Origin of the sequence: Methylobacterium sp. Leaf85 (genome assembly GCF_001422125.1) — a bacterium.
Classification (GTDB): Bacteria; Pseudomonadota; Alphaproteobacteria; order Rhizobiales; family Beijerinckiaceae; genus Methylobacterium; species Methylobacterium bullatum.
The window spans coordinates 1-17,163 of record NZ_LMME01000011.1 but is presented as its reverse complement, the minus strand read 5'-3'; the positions used below and the strand labels follow the sequence as shown (position 1 = coordinate 17,163).

At 61.0% G+C, this 17,163-nt stretch carries 11 protein-coding genes and 1 pseudogene; 4 read left to right on the top strand and 8 right to left on the bottom strand.

The genetic code is table 11. The features are described from left to right. Nucleotides 1-17: 17 nt before the first annotated feature. Together ASF08_RS25715 and ASF08_RS24665 are read right to left on the bottom strand one after the other, a co-directional pair. Nucleotides 18-2,642 carry a serine protease gene (locus ASF08_RS25715; RefSeq protein ID WP_056143841.1) on the bottom strand — a complete coding sequence of 875 codons (2,625 nt, stop codon included), beginning with the start codon at nucleotides 2,640-2,642 and terminating at the stop codon, nucleotides 18-20. A gap of 52 nt (nucleotides 2,643-2,694) precedes the next feature. Beyond that, entirely contained in the window at nucleotides 2,695-3,699 is a 1,005-nt protein-coding gene (locus ASF08_RS24665) for a hypothetical protein (protein WP_162238948.1), read from the bottom strand. Nucleotides 3,700-3,988: 289 nt separating this feature from the next. On the opposite strand from ASF08_RS24665, the gene ASF08_RS08560 reads away from it, so the two are divergent. Together ASF08_RS08560 and ASF08_RS08555 are read left to right on the top strand one after the other, a co-directional pair. After that, nucleotides 3,989-4,444, top strand: coding sequence for a LexA family protein (locus ASF08_RS08560; protein ID WP_056143837.1), 456 nt, complete (start codon nucleotides 3,989-3,991; stop codon nucleotides 4,442-4,444). Then, complete coding sequence (locus tag ASF08_RS08555; RefSeq protein ID WP_056143834.1) at nucleotides 4,441-5,739, top strand: Y-family DNA polymerase; 1,299 nt, start codon at nucleotides 4,441-4,443, stop codon at nucleotides 5,737-5,739. Before ASF08_RS08560 ends, ASF08_RS08555 begins: the two co-directional genes overlap by 4 nt. Before the next feature lie 240 nt (nucleotides 5,740-5,979). Here ASF08_RS08555 and ASF08_RS24660 read toward each other — a convergent pair whose 3' ends face one another. From ASF08_RS24660 to ASF08_RS08540, 6 genes and pseudogenes are all read right to left on the bottom strand, one after another. Further along, on the bottom strand, nucleotides 5,980-6,969 hold the full coding sequence (locus ASF08_RS24660) for a hypothetical protein (protein WP_156629515.1): 990 nt from the start codon (nucleotides 6,967-6,969) through the stop codon (nucleotides 5,980-5,982). Between the two features lie 834 nt (nucleotides 6,970-7,803). Continuing rightward, the gene (locus ASF08_RS25710; RefSeq protein WP_082473131.1) at nucleotides 7,804-7,989 is read right to left on the bottom strand and encodes a hypothetical protein; all 186 of its coding nucleotides are present in this window, start codon (nucleotides 7,987-7,989) and stop codon (nucleotides 7,804-7,806) included. Nucleotides 7,990-8,672: 683 nt separating this feature from the next. Continuing rightward, nucleotides 8,673-9,103: pseudogene (locus ASF08_RS23925) on the bottom strand (transposase); the annotation flags it as partial. Between the two features lie 202 nt (nucleotides 9,104-9,305). After that, nucleotides 9,306-9,728: a hypothetical protein gene (locus ASF08_RS08550; RefSeq protein ID WP_056143830.1), complete on the bottom strand. Its 423-nt coding sequence runs from the start codon at nucleotides 9,726-9,728 to the stop codon at nucleotides 9,306-9,308. Nucleotides 9,729-9,796: 68 nt separating this feature from the next. Then, nucleotides 9,797-11,992 (bottom strand): TonB-dependent receptor, encoded by a 2,196-nt coding sequence (locus tag ASF08_RS08545; protein WP_056143827.1) that lies wholly within the window; start codon nucleotides 11,990-11,992, stop codon nucleotides 9,797-9,799. A 163-nt stretch (nucleotides 11,993-12,155) separates the two neighbouring features. After that, complete coding sequence (locus ASF08_RS08540; RefSeq protein WP_056143824.1) at nucleotides 12,156-13,091, bottom strand: helix-turn-helix transcriptional regulator; 936 nt, start codon at nucleotides 13,089-13,091, stop codon at nucleotides 12,156-12,158. 832 nt (nucleotides 13,092-13,923) lie between these two features. Here ASF08_RS08540 and ASF08_RS08535 point away from each other — a divergent pair. Next, nucleotides 13,924-15,126 (top strand): MFS transporter, encoded by a 1,203-nt coding sequence (locus ASF08_RS08535; RefSeq protein ID WP_056143822.1) that lies wholly within the window; start codon nucleotides 13,924-13,926, stop codon nucleotides 15,124-15,126. Beyond that, nucleotides 15,123-16,334, top strand: coding sequence for an MFS transporter (locus tag ASF08_RS08530; protein WP_056143819.1), 1,212 nt, complete (start codon nucleotides 15,123-15,125; stop codon nucleotides 16,332-16,334). Before ASF08_RS08535 ends, ASF08_RS08530 begins: the two co-directional genes overlap by 4 nt. Nucleotides 16,335-17,163 lie beyond the last annotated feature (829 nt).

The window sequence follows — 17,163 nt, the reverse complement described above, 5'->3', positions numbered from 1 at the left end:
GGGTTTGCTGGGCAAATTCATCTGCATGACACGAAGGCACTCATCGATTTCGCGTGCTCGGCCAAGTCAGCGGGCTGTAGCGCATTTGCTTCGGCCCCGGCGGTGAAGGCCACGCCGTTGCTCTCTAAGAACGTACTCGCCACGGAGCCTTTGATTGCGAAGTTGACGTTTTGAGGAATGTCGCCGTTCGTGGCGACCATCACCTTCAGCGCATTCAGCTTTGCCGTCACCACGCCGATAAAATTTCCGTTCGAGTCGACAAGCGGGCCTCCGGAATTGCCCGGCTGCACCGGCGCCGAAATCTGAAAGTACCGCGAATCGTCGCCCAGCCCGGTGAGGGCCGTGATGTTGCCGAGGGTGAAGTTTCCCGACGTCGACAGCATGCCGGACAGCGGGTAGCCAAACACGGCTACTGCCTCGCCAAGGCGCACGCCCGAGCGCACTGCCGCCACCTTCAGCGGCGTAATGTCGGTCTTTAGCAGGGCGAGGTCGTTGGTTGCGTCCTTGGCCGCAAGACGCGCCGGCACAAGCCCGCTCGGCCCGTTGACCTCGATGGTGGTGCATTCGCTGACCACGTGCGCGTTCGTCAGGAGGTGTCCGTCACGGCTGACAAAAAAGCCGGTGCCCGAGGAGGACTGGCGCGGCCGATCCTCTGGCGGTTTCGGAACGACCGCGGGTGGCGGTGGTACGGCCGGCTCGAACGGGCGTGCGACGGCCACGGCCGATGGTGCTGGCGCGAACGTTGGCGGACTCGTAAAGGGTGCGCCGGTCATTGCGGCGGATAGGGAGCCGGATACGAGGACGGCAACCCGCTCCATATGCAAATCGGTCTCAGCGGTCTTCCAGGCGAGGAAAAAGCCGAGAACGCCCGCTCCATCTCGATGGAAGCGAATGTACCAGTCGAGGCCGTCTGCGGCGGTGGCCGAGATGGCGAAAAAGTCGGTCCGGAGAACCTTGTAATTGACGCGGCCACCGTTCTGGCTGAAGCGCGCCAATGCGCTTCGGTAGCTGTCCTCCAAGCTGTCGGGAGCGCTGGTGTAGCTCAGCACGACGCGTCCCGCAGGGTCGGTCCAGGTCACACCGAGGTCACCGCGCTTTTCACGCAGCCCGAGACCGAACGGGACCCAGATCGGGCGACCGCGCGTTGGGTGCGTGGCCTCGCGGAAGCCCCAGTTGCGCATTAGCGGCGTCGCCTCGGCAGAAAGCGTGGCAAGACCGCTCTCATCGAGCATGCCGGTGACTGGTTGTCCGGCCTGAGTCTGGTAGCGGATCACGGTCTCAAAGAGCCGCTTTGAAAATGCGGAATTGGGTACCGCCACCTGATGGCCGGCAGCCGTCAGGAGGACCTGGAGCCGCATGCGTTCCTCAAAGGGAAGGCGGTCGAACTGGGCTGCGGCGGCTTCGTATCGCGGTGGGCCGAACGGGACATCATTGGCCGTTGTCGGACGAGACACGGGCACGGAAGAGCCGTAGCCGTTTTCGTCTAGGTGCCGCCGCAGGGCCGTGGGAAAATCGGTCTTGCGTCGCTTGCCGTCGGGACATTTGTGGAGCGGCAGGCTGACCGCGCAGACCTCGTACGTCCATTCGTCGTTGCGGTCGTACAGCTGCAGCATCCGCGGCCACGCCGCATCGCCGCGGCCGGCGAGAATGCTCTGCGCCACCCACCCGCCGAGGAAGTTGTTGTCTCGCCACCGCTCCGGATTGAGGTCGGCCCCGTGCTCCATCGTGGCGAGCTCCTGGCGCTGGTACGAGGCAAACGCCGGATGCCGGGTGACATCCTCGATGCGACCGCCGCGCAGCTGCTGAATCTTGGACGGCGGATTGGCCGTCGCATAGGCGCCGAAGGCGTACAAAAAGCTCTGGTCTCCACTGAGCAGTTCGTGGAACCCATCCCCGTCGAGGTCCTCGAAATCATACCCCCCTGTGCCGTCGAGCGTGTCGCCATCCACCACGGTCCACCGGCCCGCAGGGCCATCCTCGGTCGCAATCTGCGTGACGGTGCAGCAATGGGCGCCGCCCCAAAACGACGTGAAGACGAGGCTGGGTCTCGTCGCCGCCGGGTCGAGGCGCACCGCTTTCAATTCGGCGACATCAGTCCCCGGACTTTCCGGGGCTTCGCGAACGGATCGCTCCAACGCCATTCTGAAGCTCTGGCGGCCCCCGAGGCGCCCAATCGCGACAGGATAGCGCTCAGGCCCACCGGCTGTCGCGGCACTGCTCATCGCGACCGAGAGATCGCCAATTCGCATCACGCTGTCACGGAGGCCATCGTATTTGACGCTCTCGGTCCGCGTCGGGGGCGGCGGTGACCAAACCTGTTCGACATAGCTGTCGCCGCGGGACAGGATGAAATCTTTCGGCAGTCCTCCCTCGCGGACGAGCCGCTCGCGAACCAAACGAGGGTTGGCGGCCTGTTCCGGGCCGTAGGCGACGGCAAACCAACCATTTGCCGACCGCATCACTCGGATGTTTGGGTGCCGCCAGCGGTGATAGCGTGCGATGCCAATGGCCTCGTTGAGATCGGCGCGAGACGCGAGGACCACCCACCGGGCATTCCCAGCGAGCGTGAGGTCGCCAGCGGCTGCCGACACGGCGGACAGCGAAGCAATAAACCCAATCGTGACCAGGGCTTCCCTGAACATGCCGATGCCCCCTGCTCCTAGCCCATTCGAATTTCGTCGTGCCTGGAGCAAGTCAAGATACTGGTTTCAGAATTGGTCGAAGATCGACGTTTCTCACGAGCTTGTTGCCGGGACGATCTTCGACGGCGTGCCAAAATTCCCCGCCCGCGTCGGACCGGTTCTTATCGTTGCATCGCTCAACCCGTAGGAGTGGCCCGCCTTCGGCGCTGACCTTCATCGGGATATGGAGTGGTCGTCCATCAACCAATGTCCAGCTTGGCCAAGGCGTGACGTCGAGAGATGGAGCTGGGCCGGGCGAGCAGAGTAGAAAATGTGTCCGGACGTCCCCCAATAGGCCGTCGGCACCGAACACAGACGGCGTAAGGGCCGCCAACCGTCCTATTTTCTGATCTAAGCCTGCTCCTCTCCAGGAGCCAACGCCCTTTGCCTCAATTAGGATCAGGGTCGTGCCTGAGACCACGACTAGATCGATGTCCTGTTGGCTGCCGGTTACCCGCCGGTCCCCATTTGACTGTCGGGCTGTCGCCGCGTCCGGCGAACAATGCGCGTGCAGGGCCGCCACGAGCCAATCAATGTGAAAATCGATGGCCCACCATGCTGCTGGGTCCGCGGAGAAGGTAGAATCACGGCACCGAACGGCGGCCTCGACGCGCTTCAGGAAATTGCAGTCCAGCCGTCGCGAAGTCTCCCCGAGGGCATCGCGCACAAGCCAGTGGCGCTCCTTACGGTTAAACCGCTGTAGGGCTTCGGCGAGCGTCATCAAATGATCCTGACGAGAAAATTTAGTTGCAAGCGTAAGGACCCGCTGTTGGTTTATGGCAAGGGCAAATGAGCAGTCGAGGAAGGCCGGAGGTAGCCTTGGTTGCCAAAAATCCAGGCCCTGATGGGTGATAACATCCAAAGCCGACCGTTTCACTGCTCGCTCGGCCGAGCTTGCGGCGGGTAGCACCGAAAAAGACCCGTCGTGCTCCAGCACGGCATTAAAGACGCCACAGCAGGCGGCGTAGTACCAGCGAATGGCCCCGTCCGCCGAGAACGCGCACGTCCAATCCGTCATTCCAGCCGAGAACCATGGATCGGCGCCCACATTCCAAGCCGCCTGTGCCGTCATTTCGGATGGGTACAACTCGACCTACGCGAGGATGAGGTGGTGAATCTCGCCCGCACGCAGGCCCGCGATCACAACCAAAGCTTCGGAAGCATCGTCCAGCGACAGAGCCCAGGCACAATGTTTTGGCGCTCCCAACATGCTGGGGCCGTCATCACCGAGACCGAACAACGAGCTTGACCGGGAACCGGTAGGGCGGTTGTTCTCTTTCTGTTCTAGTTTTGGGAAGGGAACGGTCGTGGGCGTGTACCGGATCGAGGAGCTGGCGCGAGATGGCGACAGCGTCGTGCGCGTGCCGATCATGGGGCCGACGCTCTGCGCCGGCTTCCCGTCGCCCGCCGACGACTTCCTCGAAGGCGCCCTTGAGCTACCGCGCTGGCTCGCCCCGAACCCGCCGGCAACGTTCGCCTGGAACATCTCCGGGGATTCCATGCGCGGCGCCGGCATCTTCGACCGCGACCTCGCCGTGGTGGATCGGAGCCTCAAGCCCACACACGACAGCGTCGTGGTCGCTGCTGTCGACGGGCAGATGTCGATCAAGCGCTTCCTCGTTGAGGAGCGTGTGGCGCGCCTCGCATTCGACAATCCCGACCTTCCCGCCTTCGCCGTCGAAGAGGCCGCCGAGGCCGAGATATGGGGCGTGGTGCGCTTCTCGATCCGGTGGCACATCGCCCGCGCCGGCTTAGTTCGATGAGCCGGGCCATCGCCCTGATCGACGGCAACAGCTTCTATTGCTCATGCGAGCGGGTGTTCGATCCCAAGCTGATCGGCGTCCCCGTGATCGTCCTGTCCAATAACGATGGTTGTGCGGTGGCCCGCACCGCCGAGGCCAAGGCCCTCGGCATCCGCATGGGCGAGCCTTGGTTTAAAATCCAGGCCCTATGCAAGCGCGAGGGCGTGCGGGCGTTCTCATCCAACTACACGCTCTATGGGGACATGAGCGCCAGGGCGAACGCGGTGTATCGCGACTTCGCACCGAGGGTGGAAATCTACTCGATAGACGAGAGCTTCCTCGACATCTCGGACGTCCGCGAGGATCGGCGTCGGGAGCTTGCCCGCGACCTCCGCGCGACGGTACGGGCCTGGACCGGCATCCCGACCTGCGTCGGGATCGGCCCGACCAAGACCCTCGCCAAGCTCGCCAACCACATTGCGAAGACGATCCCCGAGCTAGGGGGCGTCTGCGACCTGTCGGACGAGGACGAGCGCGCGGCATGGCTCTGCCGTATCCACGTCGGCGAGGTATGGGGCATTGGCCGGGCCTCCCTCACCAAGCTCGAAGCCATGGGCGTCGATAGCGTGGCGGACCTGCGCGACCTCGATCCCCGGCCCGTCCGTAAGGCGATGACGGTGGTGGGGGAGCGCATTATCCACGAGCTGAGAGGCCTCGCCTGCCTGCCGTTGGAAGAGCTGCCGGCGCAGCGTAAGGGCTGCGCGGTGACACGCTCGTTCTCCCGCCGGATCGAGGATCGGGAGACGATGGAGCAGGCGGTGTCCGCGTATGCGACCCGGCTCGGGGAGAAGCTCCGGCGCGGTGGCCTCGGCACTACCCACGTCACCGTCTTCTACCACACGTCGGAGCACGACCGCGGGGACCCGATGCGGTCCGTCTCGACTACCGTCACCCTACCGGAGCCTACGAACGACACCCTGGCCCTCATCAAAGCGGCCCGGGCCGGCGTGGCGAAGACATGGTGCGAGTCATCAGGGGACCGCCCCTGGCGCTTCAGCAAGGCCGGCATCATTACGACCGACCTTGCACCGCTGGAAAATGGCCAGCGCGCGCTGATCGGGCAGCTCGACCGCGAGCGGAGCGGGCCGCTGATGGCCGCGATGGACGAGTGCAATCGGCGCTTTGGCCGGGGGGCCGTCGTGCCGGCGCGGGCTGGTCTTGAAGCGAAGCGAACGTGGTCGACCAAATTCGAGATGCGCAGCCCGCGTTACACAACGCAAGTCAGTGAGTTGCCGACTGCGCACGCGACGATTTAAAGGCTCTGCACTTCACTCGCGATAAGAATGCTTTCGGCCCACAGCGGGCCCTTGCGAGGTCTGCTTTCCTGCACCGTAAGTAAGAGGACCTTGGGCCGCAGGAATGGACTTCCGCCGCTTTGCTTTTGGGTGGCGGATGCAGCGAAGTCGACATTGCCGCGGGCACCAATTGAGACTGATACCCGCAGCCGGTACCAATTATTCGATCTATATTCTCATATTTTTTAAAATCTCGCATTTTTACTTACTTTTTAAAGATTTGATCGCTATAGCTTCGATATGGCCAATTATTCTAGAGACCTTGCCCGGCCCATCCACGTCGGCTTTCGCCGCCATGCATATAGACTTTGAGGTTTTGGGGCCAACAAAAAATGTTGCTATGCGACCACCACTCGGCTTCTGCGTTACTGTATTTACGATATTAGCTGAACTCACTAACAATTCTTCATCGCTATCTGCGTTAAGGCATCCTTGATTTTCTTGATCGTTACCACTATCTCCGTACGCTGATACATCGGCACTTCTTTTCAGCACATATTGAATGGGAATACTTACTGCCTGCTTTGGAAGATCGACTTGAGCAGAATGCCCATCGACCGACATGCTCATCGAGAAATCATCATTTAAGTCTCTTTCAACGGGAATTCTAATGCTTTCGCCGCTTTTTATTTCGCCAATCTTGTTATAACTTTCTCGATCAATAATTTCTCCACCCAAAATTTGGAATCGATCTCGGCCGACTATATCAATAGTGCCTTTTTTAGCTTCAGCCGGACCATGCCAAGTTAAAATAGCAAAGAATTTTTTTAAGGATGAAGCATTTTCTGGCACTTGAAGCTCTGTGTAGATTTGATGTGATTTCAAACATTCAGCGTACATCTGCGCCGAAGCTTGAGATAGCCGAGATTTGTAAATTGTATCGGCTTGGGCCTGTGTTACGTCTAAATTCGATCTATCGAGCAAAGAGTAAACAAGCTTTTTAAAATCAGAAAAACTGATATCAACGGGCAAATCGATGTCTGGAATAATAGTGCTGATTTTTCCGCTTCTCTTAAGTTCTTCAAATATTGTCTGTGTGATATCTCGCGCGTAGATTAATCTAAATGTCTTACTGCTATGACTAAAATCTATATCTTGAGACATAAAAAGCCTGGGATCGCATTGCGCCAAGGCTGCGCTCGAATATATCGACATTATTATAGCTGTGGTAGAAAAGACAGACTTTAGCATGCGCCCGCAACTCCGATGTGGCATTAATTCTTGCAAAATTACAGCTCGAGAAACAAACTCAATCAGGCAGACCTAGTCAGGATTTTTCGAAACAAGCGTTGCTGTCAAGCCCCATTCGTCTCTTTGATATTTTTCGCACGACATAGATAGCCCAAATCAAAGTCAAGCAAACTTCGAATTGCTTTAAACATTTCTACCTTCCGCCGAGCCGAATTTGCATTATAAACGAAAAACGATTGCTTTCAGGAATGTCTGGTAGCGGCCTGAACACCTTATATCTGTAGAAGGCGGAGCATCCGCTTTCGGACGCTTGGCTAGGTTCCGCTTCCCACCGAGGCGGTGTGAAAACGAATATCTGTGCGTCGCAAATAGAAATATCGTCTACGATACCCCTTTTCAGCCGCTGTAAAAGTCATCCAAGGCGATGTATATCAGCCTTCGGTAGAAAATTGCGCTGCTGAGTCTCGACGTTTCGACGTTTTCATACAGCCTGCACCCCGGGGTGACGTTGCCGGTCGACCAACGAACGTTCGCTTATGGGACGCGACCAAAGCGAGTCGAACGGCCAGCTTGGGTCGGAGGCGGAGCGGTTGCTTTCGGGGTGAGGCGCCTGGGTACGGTTGCCACTTTAGGCCTGATTGAATGCTGCTTCCACCATCGTCTGGATCGCCGTCAGGTTGATGCGTTAGGTCTAAGTCAGGAAGTTGGTGATTTGCGTCCGCGTCGCGGCCCCAGTCACGCGCTCGCCTCAAAGGTTGAACATCAAGATACCGAACCCGGCACTTGCTATTTAGTTACCTAAGCGCTGACTTTGTGCCTGGGGTTTGATCAATATCAATCAAGGTTCATTGAGCGTTCAAAAGCGCTGGCGTTGACCTCTTGGCCTGAAGGATCAGCTACCAAAATGTCTTTGAAGCCTCGGCCTGCGAGTTCCCATGTTTTTTCGAGCGCTTGATCGGCGGTTCCGCACGCAAAGATGCGCGCGCGCCCAGCGTGGTCGTTTGCCTTAACTTTGTACAAAGTGGGTCTCCTTTCGGGCTGGCGCTCAGCATACGCTTGTTTGATGGATCGCGCGAGACATCGGTACGGTAGCGCGAGGCATAATCTTGTCGAGCCTACAGACCCCTCGTTCTTCGCCTATATTCGTTGTTATTCGCTACCGTCCGACGATTACATGTGGGCAAGAACGTGGGTAGCCGTCGGGTTTTATTGCTTATGCTGTTGAAAAATATAATTTATTTCTGTTGATGAAGCGGACACCCCTTCCGCCAGATATCAGAGCTGCAAGGTCGTCCGTGGTTTTCCGGGCTGTCGAACCCGTTGAGCTGACACCATATTCCGCACTGACGTGGTCGCATCGGGGTGCGCCAGGACTGCCAAGGGCACACGTCGTGATTGGGCACTGTCGTGCAGGGGCCGGACCGTGCCCACCATCAACAAGTTGACTGCCAAGCAGATCGCGACGCGACCCCTCGGCTTGCACAGCGACGGTGGCAATCTCTACCTTTCGGTGCGTCCAGGCGGATCGCGCCAATGTGGCCTGCCCCCATGCGGTGGCCGAAGTCCGAAGTTAGGGCATCGTCGGTCGCGTGACGATGGCGGGGTGAGCGAGCGGCGCTGATCCGCTCGGTTCCGTTGGCCAGATGACGACCTCCGGCACAGGTGGCTGGTATCCGAGCGAGGAGTGCGGACGGATGCTGTTGTAAGGCCGTGATCCGACGGTAGCCGCAGCGTTCATACTGCAGAGCGAGAGCGACGATGGCGGTCGTCGGTGCGACCTCGACCGCGACGGCAGTCCTGCGCTGCGTCGAACGATGCCGGCCCAGGACACGGCAGGCGAAGCGTTCCGACACGCCGCGCTCAGAAGTTTTGCTGGCGCTGCCCTTTGGGTCCCGAAGCCGCCTCCGTGAGAATGAGCGTCTCCAGGGTCAGGTCGGCGATTGCCCGACGAAGTCGTTGGTTCTCGGTCTCCAGGGACTTCAGCCGCCTGACCTGATCGCCCTTTCAGGCCGCCGTACTCGGAGCGCCAGCGATAATACGTGGCGTCCGTCACCTCGCTGGACCGAATTGCTTCAGCGACCTTGCGGCCTTGCGAGACCAAGACATCGACCTGGCGCAGCCGAGTGTCTCTCACAGAACTCCCGCTGCGCTGTCGTGCGCGGAGCGAGAACCGACCGTGGTCGGGAATTTTGTGAGGCACTCTTAGCGACAATTTCTTCAGCCGTATGATTCCTCCGCCCCATGATGACATCCTCCACACGGTGCGAAGCCATACTTCAGGGAGGACCACTTTTCAGGTGGCAGGCCAATATACGTCGATGGAGTACAATTCGCGCTCACCGGCTTGTCATGAATTTATATGCTTGAGCAACGGCATGGTCCTTCGACTCTGCGAAATACATCGGGATTGGAAACGCCTTCGAGAGCTTGTCTGCTTGCTGTCGAAGCACAGCACGCCGTGAAACATCGGGTTCAACGATGAAGTACGCGCGGCAGACCTGGGCAAACTCATGGAGATGCACCTTGAGCCATGCGGCCTGGGCCGCGCGTTCCTCCGCGGTCTCGTCTCCGCCTGAGGCGGTCGTGACGATCGCGAACGCCCTCTTGTCTTGGATGAGACGGTCGAGCGCATCATGCTGCGAGCGCAGCCGGTCGGGGGTGCCCGGTGGCGGCAGGTCGAGCACGACGACCGGCGGCGCATCGAAGCTTTGACCCAGATCGTCTTCGGTCGGCACGGAGGAGCGTCGTCCTTCGGTCATTCCGTTTTCCCGTCAGAATACGATGTCTCGGCGGCGCGTCGCATTGGCTGCCTGGGCCTATCCCGGTGTCAGAATTTGAGCCGAACCGAACCGCCAACCATGAGAGGGGGAGCGATGGCGACCAAAGGACCGAAGCCGACGTCGAGAGCAATGCTGCGATAGCGCGTGTCGGTCAGATTCGTGCCGAACAGGCTCAGCGCATAACGCTCGTTCTCGAACGAGATGCGCGCATTGAGCAAACCGTATCCCGGTTGCCGCAGCGTATTTTCCGCATCGAAGTAGAAACCCGATTTTGCATTGTACCATACATCGATGGTCCCGGTCAGATTGTCGTAACCTGTCTTCCATGCATAGCTTCCGCCGATGGAGCCGTTATATTTCGAAACGTATTGCTGCTGGTTGCCGCTTGCGTCGATCGCGACCGAGCGCCCGGTGGCGATGGCATTCTTGAAATCTTCGTAGGTCGCATCGACGTAGCCCACGCCGGCGCGGACCGACCAATGCTCGTCGATACGGAACCGGCCCTCGGCCTCGGCACCATAGGATTGGCTGCTGAGGGCATTCTGGATCGGGGTCGACTGGGTCGCGATGTTGTTGACCTGGACCTGCTGGTCGCTCCAATCGTTGAAGAAGACGGCTCCGTCGATGGACAGCCGGTTGTCGAGAAGCTGCGCCTTCCATCCGGCCTCGTAGGTCATCAGAGACTCGGACTTGTATGGTCGGTCGTCACCCACACTGACGAATGCCGAGTTGAATCCGCCGGATTTGTAGCCCCGGCTGACGCTCGCATAGATGTTCACCTCCGGATTCAGCGCGAATTGGAGTCCCGCCCGCGGGGTCACGTAGGCCTCCGACAGGGTATTGCGGAACGAGGACGCGAAGGCGGCGGTGAATCCGAGGGCTGCGAAGGACGGGTTGTCGACGCTGAAGCGATAATCGATGTCCTTCCAGTCATGTCCGACCCGGGCGCCGGCGAAGAGCTTGAGACGTTCGGTCAGGGCATAGGACCCGTCGACGAAGCCCGCGACGGCGGTCGTCGCGATGTCGGCTTTCGACGCCAGGCTCACGCTGTCGCCCGTGAGGAAGCCACCGGGAGAGAACGTGCTCTTGAGGCCGTAGGTGCTCGAGCCCTTGCTGTGCTCCACATAGGCGCCGGCCAGCCATTTGAACCGGTCGTCGGCATCGGAGATGTATCGGTATTCCTGCGAGAACTGCTGGTAGCTGCCGCGGAACGGGTTGTCGGTGCGGTAGCGAAATCCGGCGATTCCGAAGGCTTGATACTGCGCCTCCAGCGGCGCGAAGTAGCCGCGGGGAAAGGTGTTACCGCGATACTCGTTGTTTCTGTCCTGGAAGCCTGTGATCGAGACGATCCGGTCGCCGTTCTCGCGCTTGAGGGTGAATTGGGTGCGGGCCGTCGTCGTGTTGAGTGTGCCGTTGAAGGGGTCGAGGATATCGACACGAGCGCGGCCGGCGCGGAAATCCTGATCCCGCTGGAAAGCCGCGTCGTAGCTGCGCTGACTCTGGCTCTCGACGCTGCCGATGAATTCGAGCGTGTCGGTGATGTCCCCCTTCACGCTGAAGCGCCCGTGAAGGTCTTCAAGCGAATTCAGATCGCGGTGCGTGGCGAGATTGGGCGTGTATCCGTCGTTCCGGCTGCCCGATAGCGCGCCGCGGACAGCCCAGCCCGAGTTGGCGATCGGCATGTTGACGATGCCGAAGCCGCGCAACTGGTTGAAGCGGCCGTACTCGATCCCGACTTCGCCGAACACCCGTGCGGGATCGGGCAAGCTGGAGATGACGTTGATCGCTCCTGCGAGGTTGTTGCGGCCGTAGAGAGTTCCCTGCGGGCCCCGCAAGACCTCGACGCGGTCGACGTCGAGCAGCCCACCCGAATAGCCCTGAGAATTCCCGACGGACACGCCGTCCTTGTAAAAGCCGACCGCCGGGTCGGTGTCGATGAGGCCGGAGCCGATGCCGCGAATGGCGGTGAAGTTGGTGTAGAGGCTGCCGCTCAGCGTCCCCATCTGGGCATTCGGAATTTCGTTGATCGCCTGATCGGCGCGGCGGATCTCATGACGGTCGAGATCGGCCGCTGTTCGCAGACCGAGGCTGATCGGCACGTCACCGGCCCGCTCCGGCCGGTGTTGCGCCGTCACGCTGAGTTCATCGAGGGTCACGGGGCCCGCCGGTGCCGCGACCTGTTGGGCGAGAGCCGGGGATGCGGCGGACGCAAGAATGAGGGCAAGGCTGCCGCGGACGATCATGATGACACTCGGAGGGAAGAACCGGGTGCCAGTCTCTCAAACGACAACGGCCAAGGTTACCGGTATCCCGTTTGCAGTCTGACAAAAGGCCTATGCGGGGGCATGACGCCCCCCGCCCCGGGCCGCCGCGAAGGGGGGCGGGCGACGAGTTCGGGATACGGTCTCAGCTGCGCGCCGCGCTCGGGGGATGGCCGAATCGTCGCTTGAACGCCGTCGCGAAGTTCGCTGGATGCGCATAGCCGGCACGATAGGCAGCCTCCGACACGGTGAGGCCCATGGTCTGGATGAGCTCCCGCCCGTAGTTGAGCCGGCGGTCGGAGATGTAGCTGCCGATGCAGATCCCGAAAGCGACGCAGAAATCCTGCCGGAGCTTGCTCGGGCTCATGCCGAACTCACTCGCCAGGGACACGATCGAGGTCGTGCCGCTTGGGTTGCCGTCGATCCACTGGCGCACCGCCATGATGCGTTCGATCGACTGAGCACTGAGGGAAGGCGCCTTCGGTTTGGGATCGACGTGGTCGAACTCGTCCGCCAGGGCGCTCAGGAGATCGAGAGCCCGGCTCTGGTAGTGCAACGCGATGAGTCCGTCGGTCCGCGGCGGATGGTGGACCGCCCAGGCGATGCGTTTCAGACGCGCGTCGAGGGGGCGGCGCCGGACCGATGTCGGGCCATTCAAGGCCGCCCACATCCGCATGAAGGGCTGGTCCTTCAGGAAGCGCTGCTCGTTCCGCTCGAACCATTCCGGCAGGACGATGAGTTCAACTGTCCGGACCGGGAGGTCCGGCATGATCACTTTCTGGATGTGCATGCGCGCGTTCGAGGTCGCGACCCATACCTCGTTCGGTGAAAAGCTGGCATCGAACCCAGCCGTCTGCCCCTCGGCGCGCCCATCGAGGACGATGCTCATGCAGACGCAAGGAAAGGTCTGCGCCTCGACGAAAATCGGCTCGACCGATTGGAAGTTCGTGGAGAGCAGGGTGACGCCATCCTCCTTGAAGACGACATCGTACTTCGCCGATTTTCCGCTGAGCGTCTCCGGTGGGTGGACCGCCGTATCCGGATTCTCCCAATCGCAGATGGCGTCGCAGCGACACTCCATGCCATTCCGCCTTCCATGCCGACCGCGCTCCAAGATACGCAACAGCTCCCGTGCACTTGAAAGCGTGAACAGTCTTTACGATGTAGAACTATTACAATGACGATGTTCTATCGCGCCGAAACTCAGTCAATCGCCGTGCTAGCAGCGCGCCTTGCCGGAAACAAGAATTTTTGACCCCACGCTGTGTTGTGGCAGCCCCTCAACCGACCGCTTATGGGGCGGCCTGAGACTGCAGGGCGAGATCGAAATTCTTCCAGTTTGGACGATCGCAGCAAAGATCTTTTGACGAATCGCAAATGCGATCTTTCGCGCAACGGCCCTCGCAATGATGCATAGGATTTGCCGTCCAGGCTTCGGAAGTGCGGGGCAGTCATGTGCATTACTGGAACAATTCCAGATTATGCTTTTGTCCGCCGGGTGAGATCACATTTTCATAACAAGAATTCGGGTAAGCTCTTCCCTTATGTCATGATCGAATGCGCTGTTTCCTGCGCGGCGGCCGGGCCGTGTCTCGCTCCGCGCGAAGGACTCGGCATCGAGCGTCCGGAGATGCGTGTCCGCATCGGCGAGGACCGCCTCTCCCTCTTCGCCACATAATACCAAGCGGCGCTGATCCCGACCGATGGTCGTCCTCAGCGCATTCGGCGGACGCCCGCCGCCGCGCAGTCGCGCGCGCGGCCGACGATGAGGTCTCCTCATTGTCGGCCGTTTTCAGCCTGCGGGTCGAGCGCCCCGCCATGGCCGGGACGCGCGCACGAATGGCCCGATGAAGGTCTGCTCCGCGTCACACCATCATTCGTCTTCGCGCCATCGCGACCCAGGAGATCGCCGCATGACTTCGTTGTCCCGTCAGACGCTGGCCACCATCCTGTTCGGATTGATCGTGTTCGGGACCGGCCAGACCGTGCTGTTCGCGATGCTCGGCCCTGTCGCCCGCGATATCGGCCTCGACGTCGTCGATGTCGGTCTCGTCGTCACGGTCTCGGCGCTTGTCGTCGTGGTCGTCTCACCGTTCTGGGGGCGTGCCGCCGACCGCTGGGGACGAAGGCGCACGCTGACGCTGGGCCTGGCCGGCTACGCCCTCACGACCGCGCTCTTCGCCTATGTGCTGCATCTTGGCCTCATCGGCGACATCTCGGTCTACGTGGTCTTCGGACTGATGCTCGCGAGCCGGGTTCTCTACGCGCTGGTCGCCGCCGCCATCCAACCCTCCGCGTCGGCGATCGTTGCGGCCGCAACCGACGAGGCGGGGCGTGCCTCCGGCATGGCACTGGTCGGCGCAGGCTTTGTCTTCGGAACCATCCTCGGCCCGGTGATCGGAGCCGGTCTCGTCGGCTGGGGATTGCTGACACCGCTCTTTGCCACCGCCGGCCTGGCAGGCCTCGCGGCGATCGCGACCCTGGTATGGGTCGAATCACCGATGGGACCTGAGACGAAGGCAGCCAAGGCCGCGGTGAAACCCGGCGATCCGCGGCTATGGCCGACCCTGCTCCTTGCCGCGCTCGCCTTCGTCACGATCGCCATAACCCAGCAGACCCTGTCCTTCTACGTCCAGGACCTGCTCGGCCTCGATTCTGCGGCTGCGACGCGACAGGTCGGCTTCGCCCTGGCCGGTTTCGCGTTGGCCGCCCTGGCGAGCCAGATCCTCATCGTCAGACAGCTCTCGCCAACGCCGCGTACGATGCTGAGACTCGGGGCGGCAGGACTACTGACAGGTTTCGTCGCCCTCGCATTGGCACAGAATCTTGCCCTCATCGTCGCTGGCTGCATCGCCTTGGGCGTCGGCTACGGCGTCATCATGCCGGGTCTGCAGACCACGGCCTCCCTGGCGGTCGGGCAGGCTGAGCAGGGCGCCGCCGCCGGACTGGTCTCCGCCGCCATGGCTCTCGGATTCGTGGTGGGGCCGATCCTCGGCACCTCCCTCTATTACGTCGAGCCGCGTCTCCCCTTCCTCATGGCCATCGGCCTCAGCATCGGCCTCCTGGCCGCGGTCGCATCGGATCGCCTCGCTCCCGTCGCCCGGAGGATCGGATGATCACGCGCCCGATCTCCCTCGGCAGAGCGACGTTTGCGGTGCTACCGCTCTACGTGGCCTTCGGCGCGTTGCTGGGCTTCATCCAGACCGCGCTGCCCGCGATCCTGCAACGGGAAGGTGTCCCGCTCACCCTCGTCGGCTTCGCCACGCTGCTGTTCCTGCCCTTCGGCCTGTCCGCGTTATGGGCTCCCCTCGTGGATCGCTACGGTTCGGAGCGGTTCGGCCGCCGGCGAGGCTGGATCCTCGTCTGCCAAGGGATCGTCGTCGCGGCGCTGCTGATCTGCGCCGCTCTGGAACCCCATACGGCGATGCTGCTCCTGCTGCCCATGGGTGTGGCGGCAGCGACCATGGATGTCGCCCTGGACGGCTTCCTCGTCGAGACGGCCCGCGACGATGCCGAACGCGCCTTGCGTGGACCGCTCAAGGTCGGCGGAGTGTATGGCGGCATGCTGATCGGTTCGACCGCCATCCTAGCGATCTACGAACGGCTGGGATGGACGAATGCCATACTGGTTCTGGCAGCGCTTGCGCTGCTGGCACCCCTCGGCTTCGCTCGAGACTGTGAGCCGGGTGGCGGCGGGCGTCTCCGCCGACCCTGGCCGACGCTCTCCGCACTGACGCGACGTCCCAAGGGACTGCGTCTCGTCGTGTCGAGCGTCGCTCTGGGAAGTGCGCTCGGTCTCGGCATCAGTGGATTTCGCCTGCTTCTCGTGGCCATCGGCCTTCCCCTCGCCAGCATCGGCGTCGCTTTCGGAGTGGCAGGGGGATTGGCAGCCATCGTTGGAGCGGCATTCGCCGGCGTCCTGGGCCGGACGCTCGGTTCGAGTGCGACGCTCGCCGCAAGCGGAACCGGCCTGGCCTTGCTGCTTTCCTTGGCTGCTGCAGCGGGCACGGCCTTCCCGGCTACGGGGCTGATAGCCTCCGCCTTCGTCGCGGCGTGCTACGCAGCCTATGCGATCCTCTACTCCGCCCTGTGCGCCCTCGCGATGCGGACCTGCGCCTCCGATCAGGCGGCGACGGACTACGCCATTGTCCAGTCGGGCTGGACCTTGGCCGGAATCGCCGGCGGCGTCCTGAGCGGCCTGGCCGTCGCCGCTCTCGGCTGGCCCGCGGTCTTCCTGGTGGCGGCTCTGGGCGTCGCGACCTCGGCTCTGGTCGCGTCCACCACCAGATCCGCCACCCCTGCCGTGGAAGGGGGCCGACCATGATCGAAGCCGGCATCGACCGGTATGCGCCCGAGACCGTCCTCCGCGAGATCATCGAGGGGTTCGGCCTCATGGCTCCATCCTCGCAAGCGTCGGGGCCTCCGGAAAACCCGGCGCGGTCCAAAGCCGCCCGGTCCGCCTTATCGAATCACAACGGCTCCGCCGAACAGACCCCGTGAGTCCCCCTCATCGCCGATTGGCATAAAAGGCCTCCATAAGATTCGCGGCCATCCTCATCGCCATGCGATAGACCAGCTCGTTCTTTCCAGCGTTATCGATCCCGTATTCTGCGATAAATTTCCCGAAACAGCATTACTTTGTGATGATTTTACTATCGAAGGGCTTTGTGTGATATTTTTCGCAATTACTCATGTCATTTTGTTATATTCGTAAATACATAAACTGAAAATATGAGACAAGTTCGAACTTTAAGCAGATATCTCATCGTCATTAAGCGTTTTTAAACCAAGTTACGGACAATTATAAAGGAGAGGTATTCTGCATCTCTGATAAAGCAGATTTTTAATTCTACCCCGTCTTTGCTCATTCAGTTGCAGGCGGGAAGGTGCAAGGGTGCAAATATGCGGCAAGCGACATTCTCGTACACGCGTACAGTCGCGGTTCTATTTGCAACTCAAGCCTGGGTCTCGTGGGATCAGTCGGCCCTAGCACAGGTTCTACTGGCTCCACCTCTGCAAGTTTCGAGTTCGCAGGCCGAACGTCTGGACTTAGAGCGCCTAACAGAACGGCACCGAGCGTTGCTTTCAGCGTTGGTTTGGCATGGCCAGACCGCTTCTCCCCGATGATCTCTGGGATGAGATCGCTCCGCTCC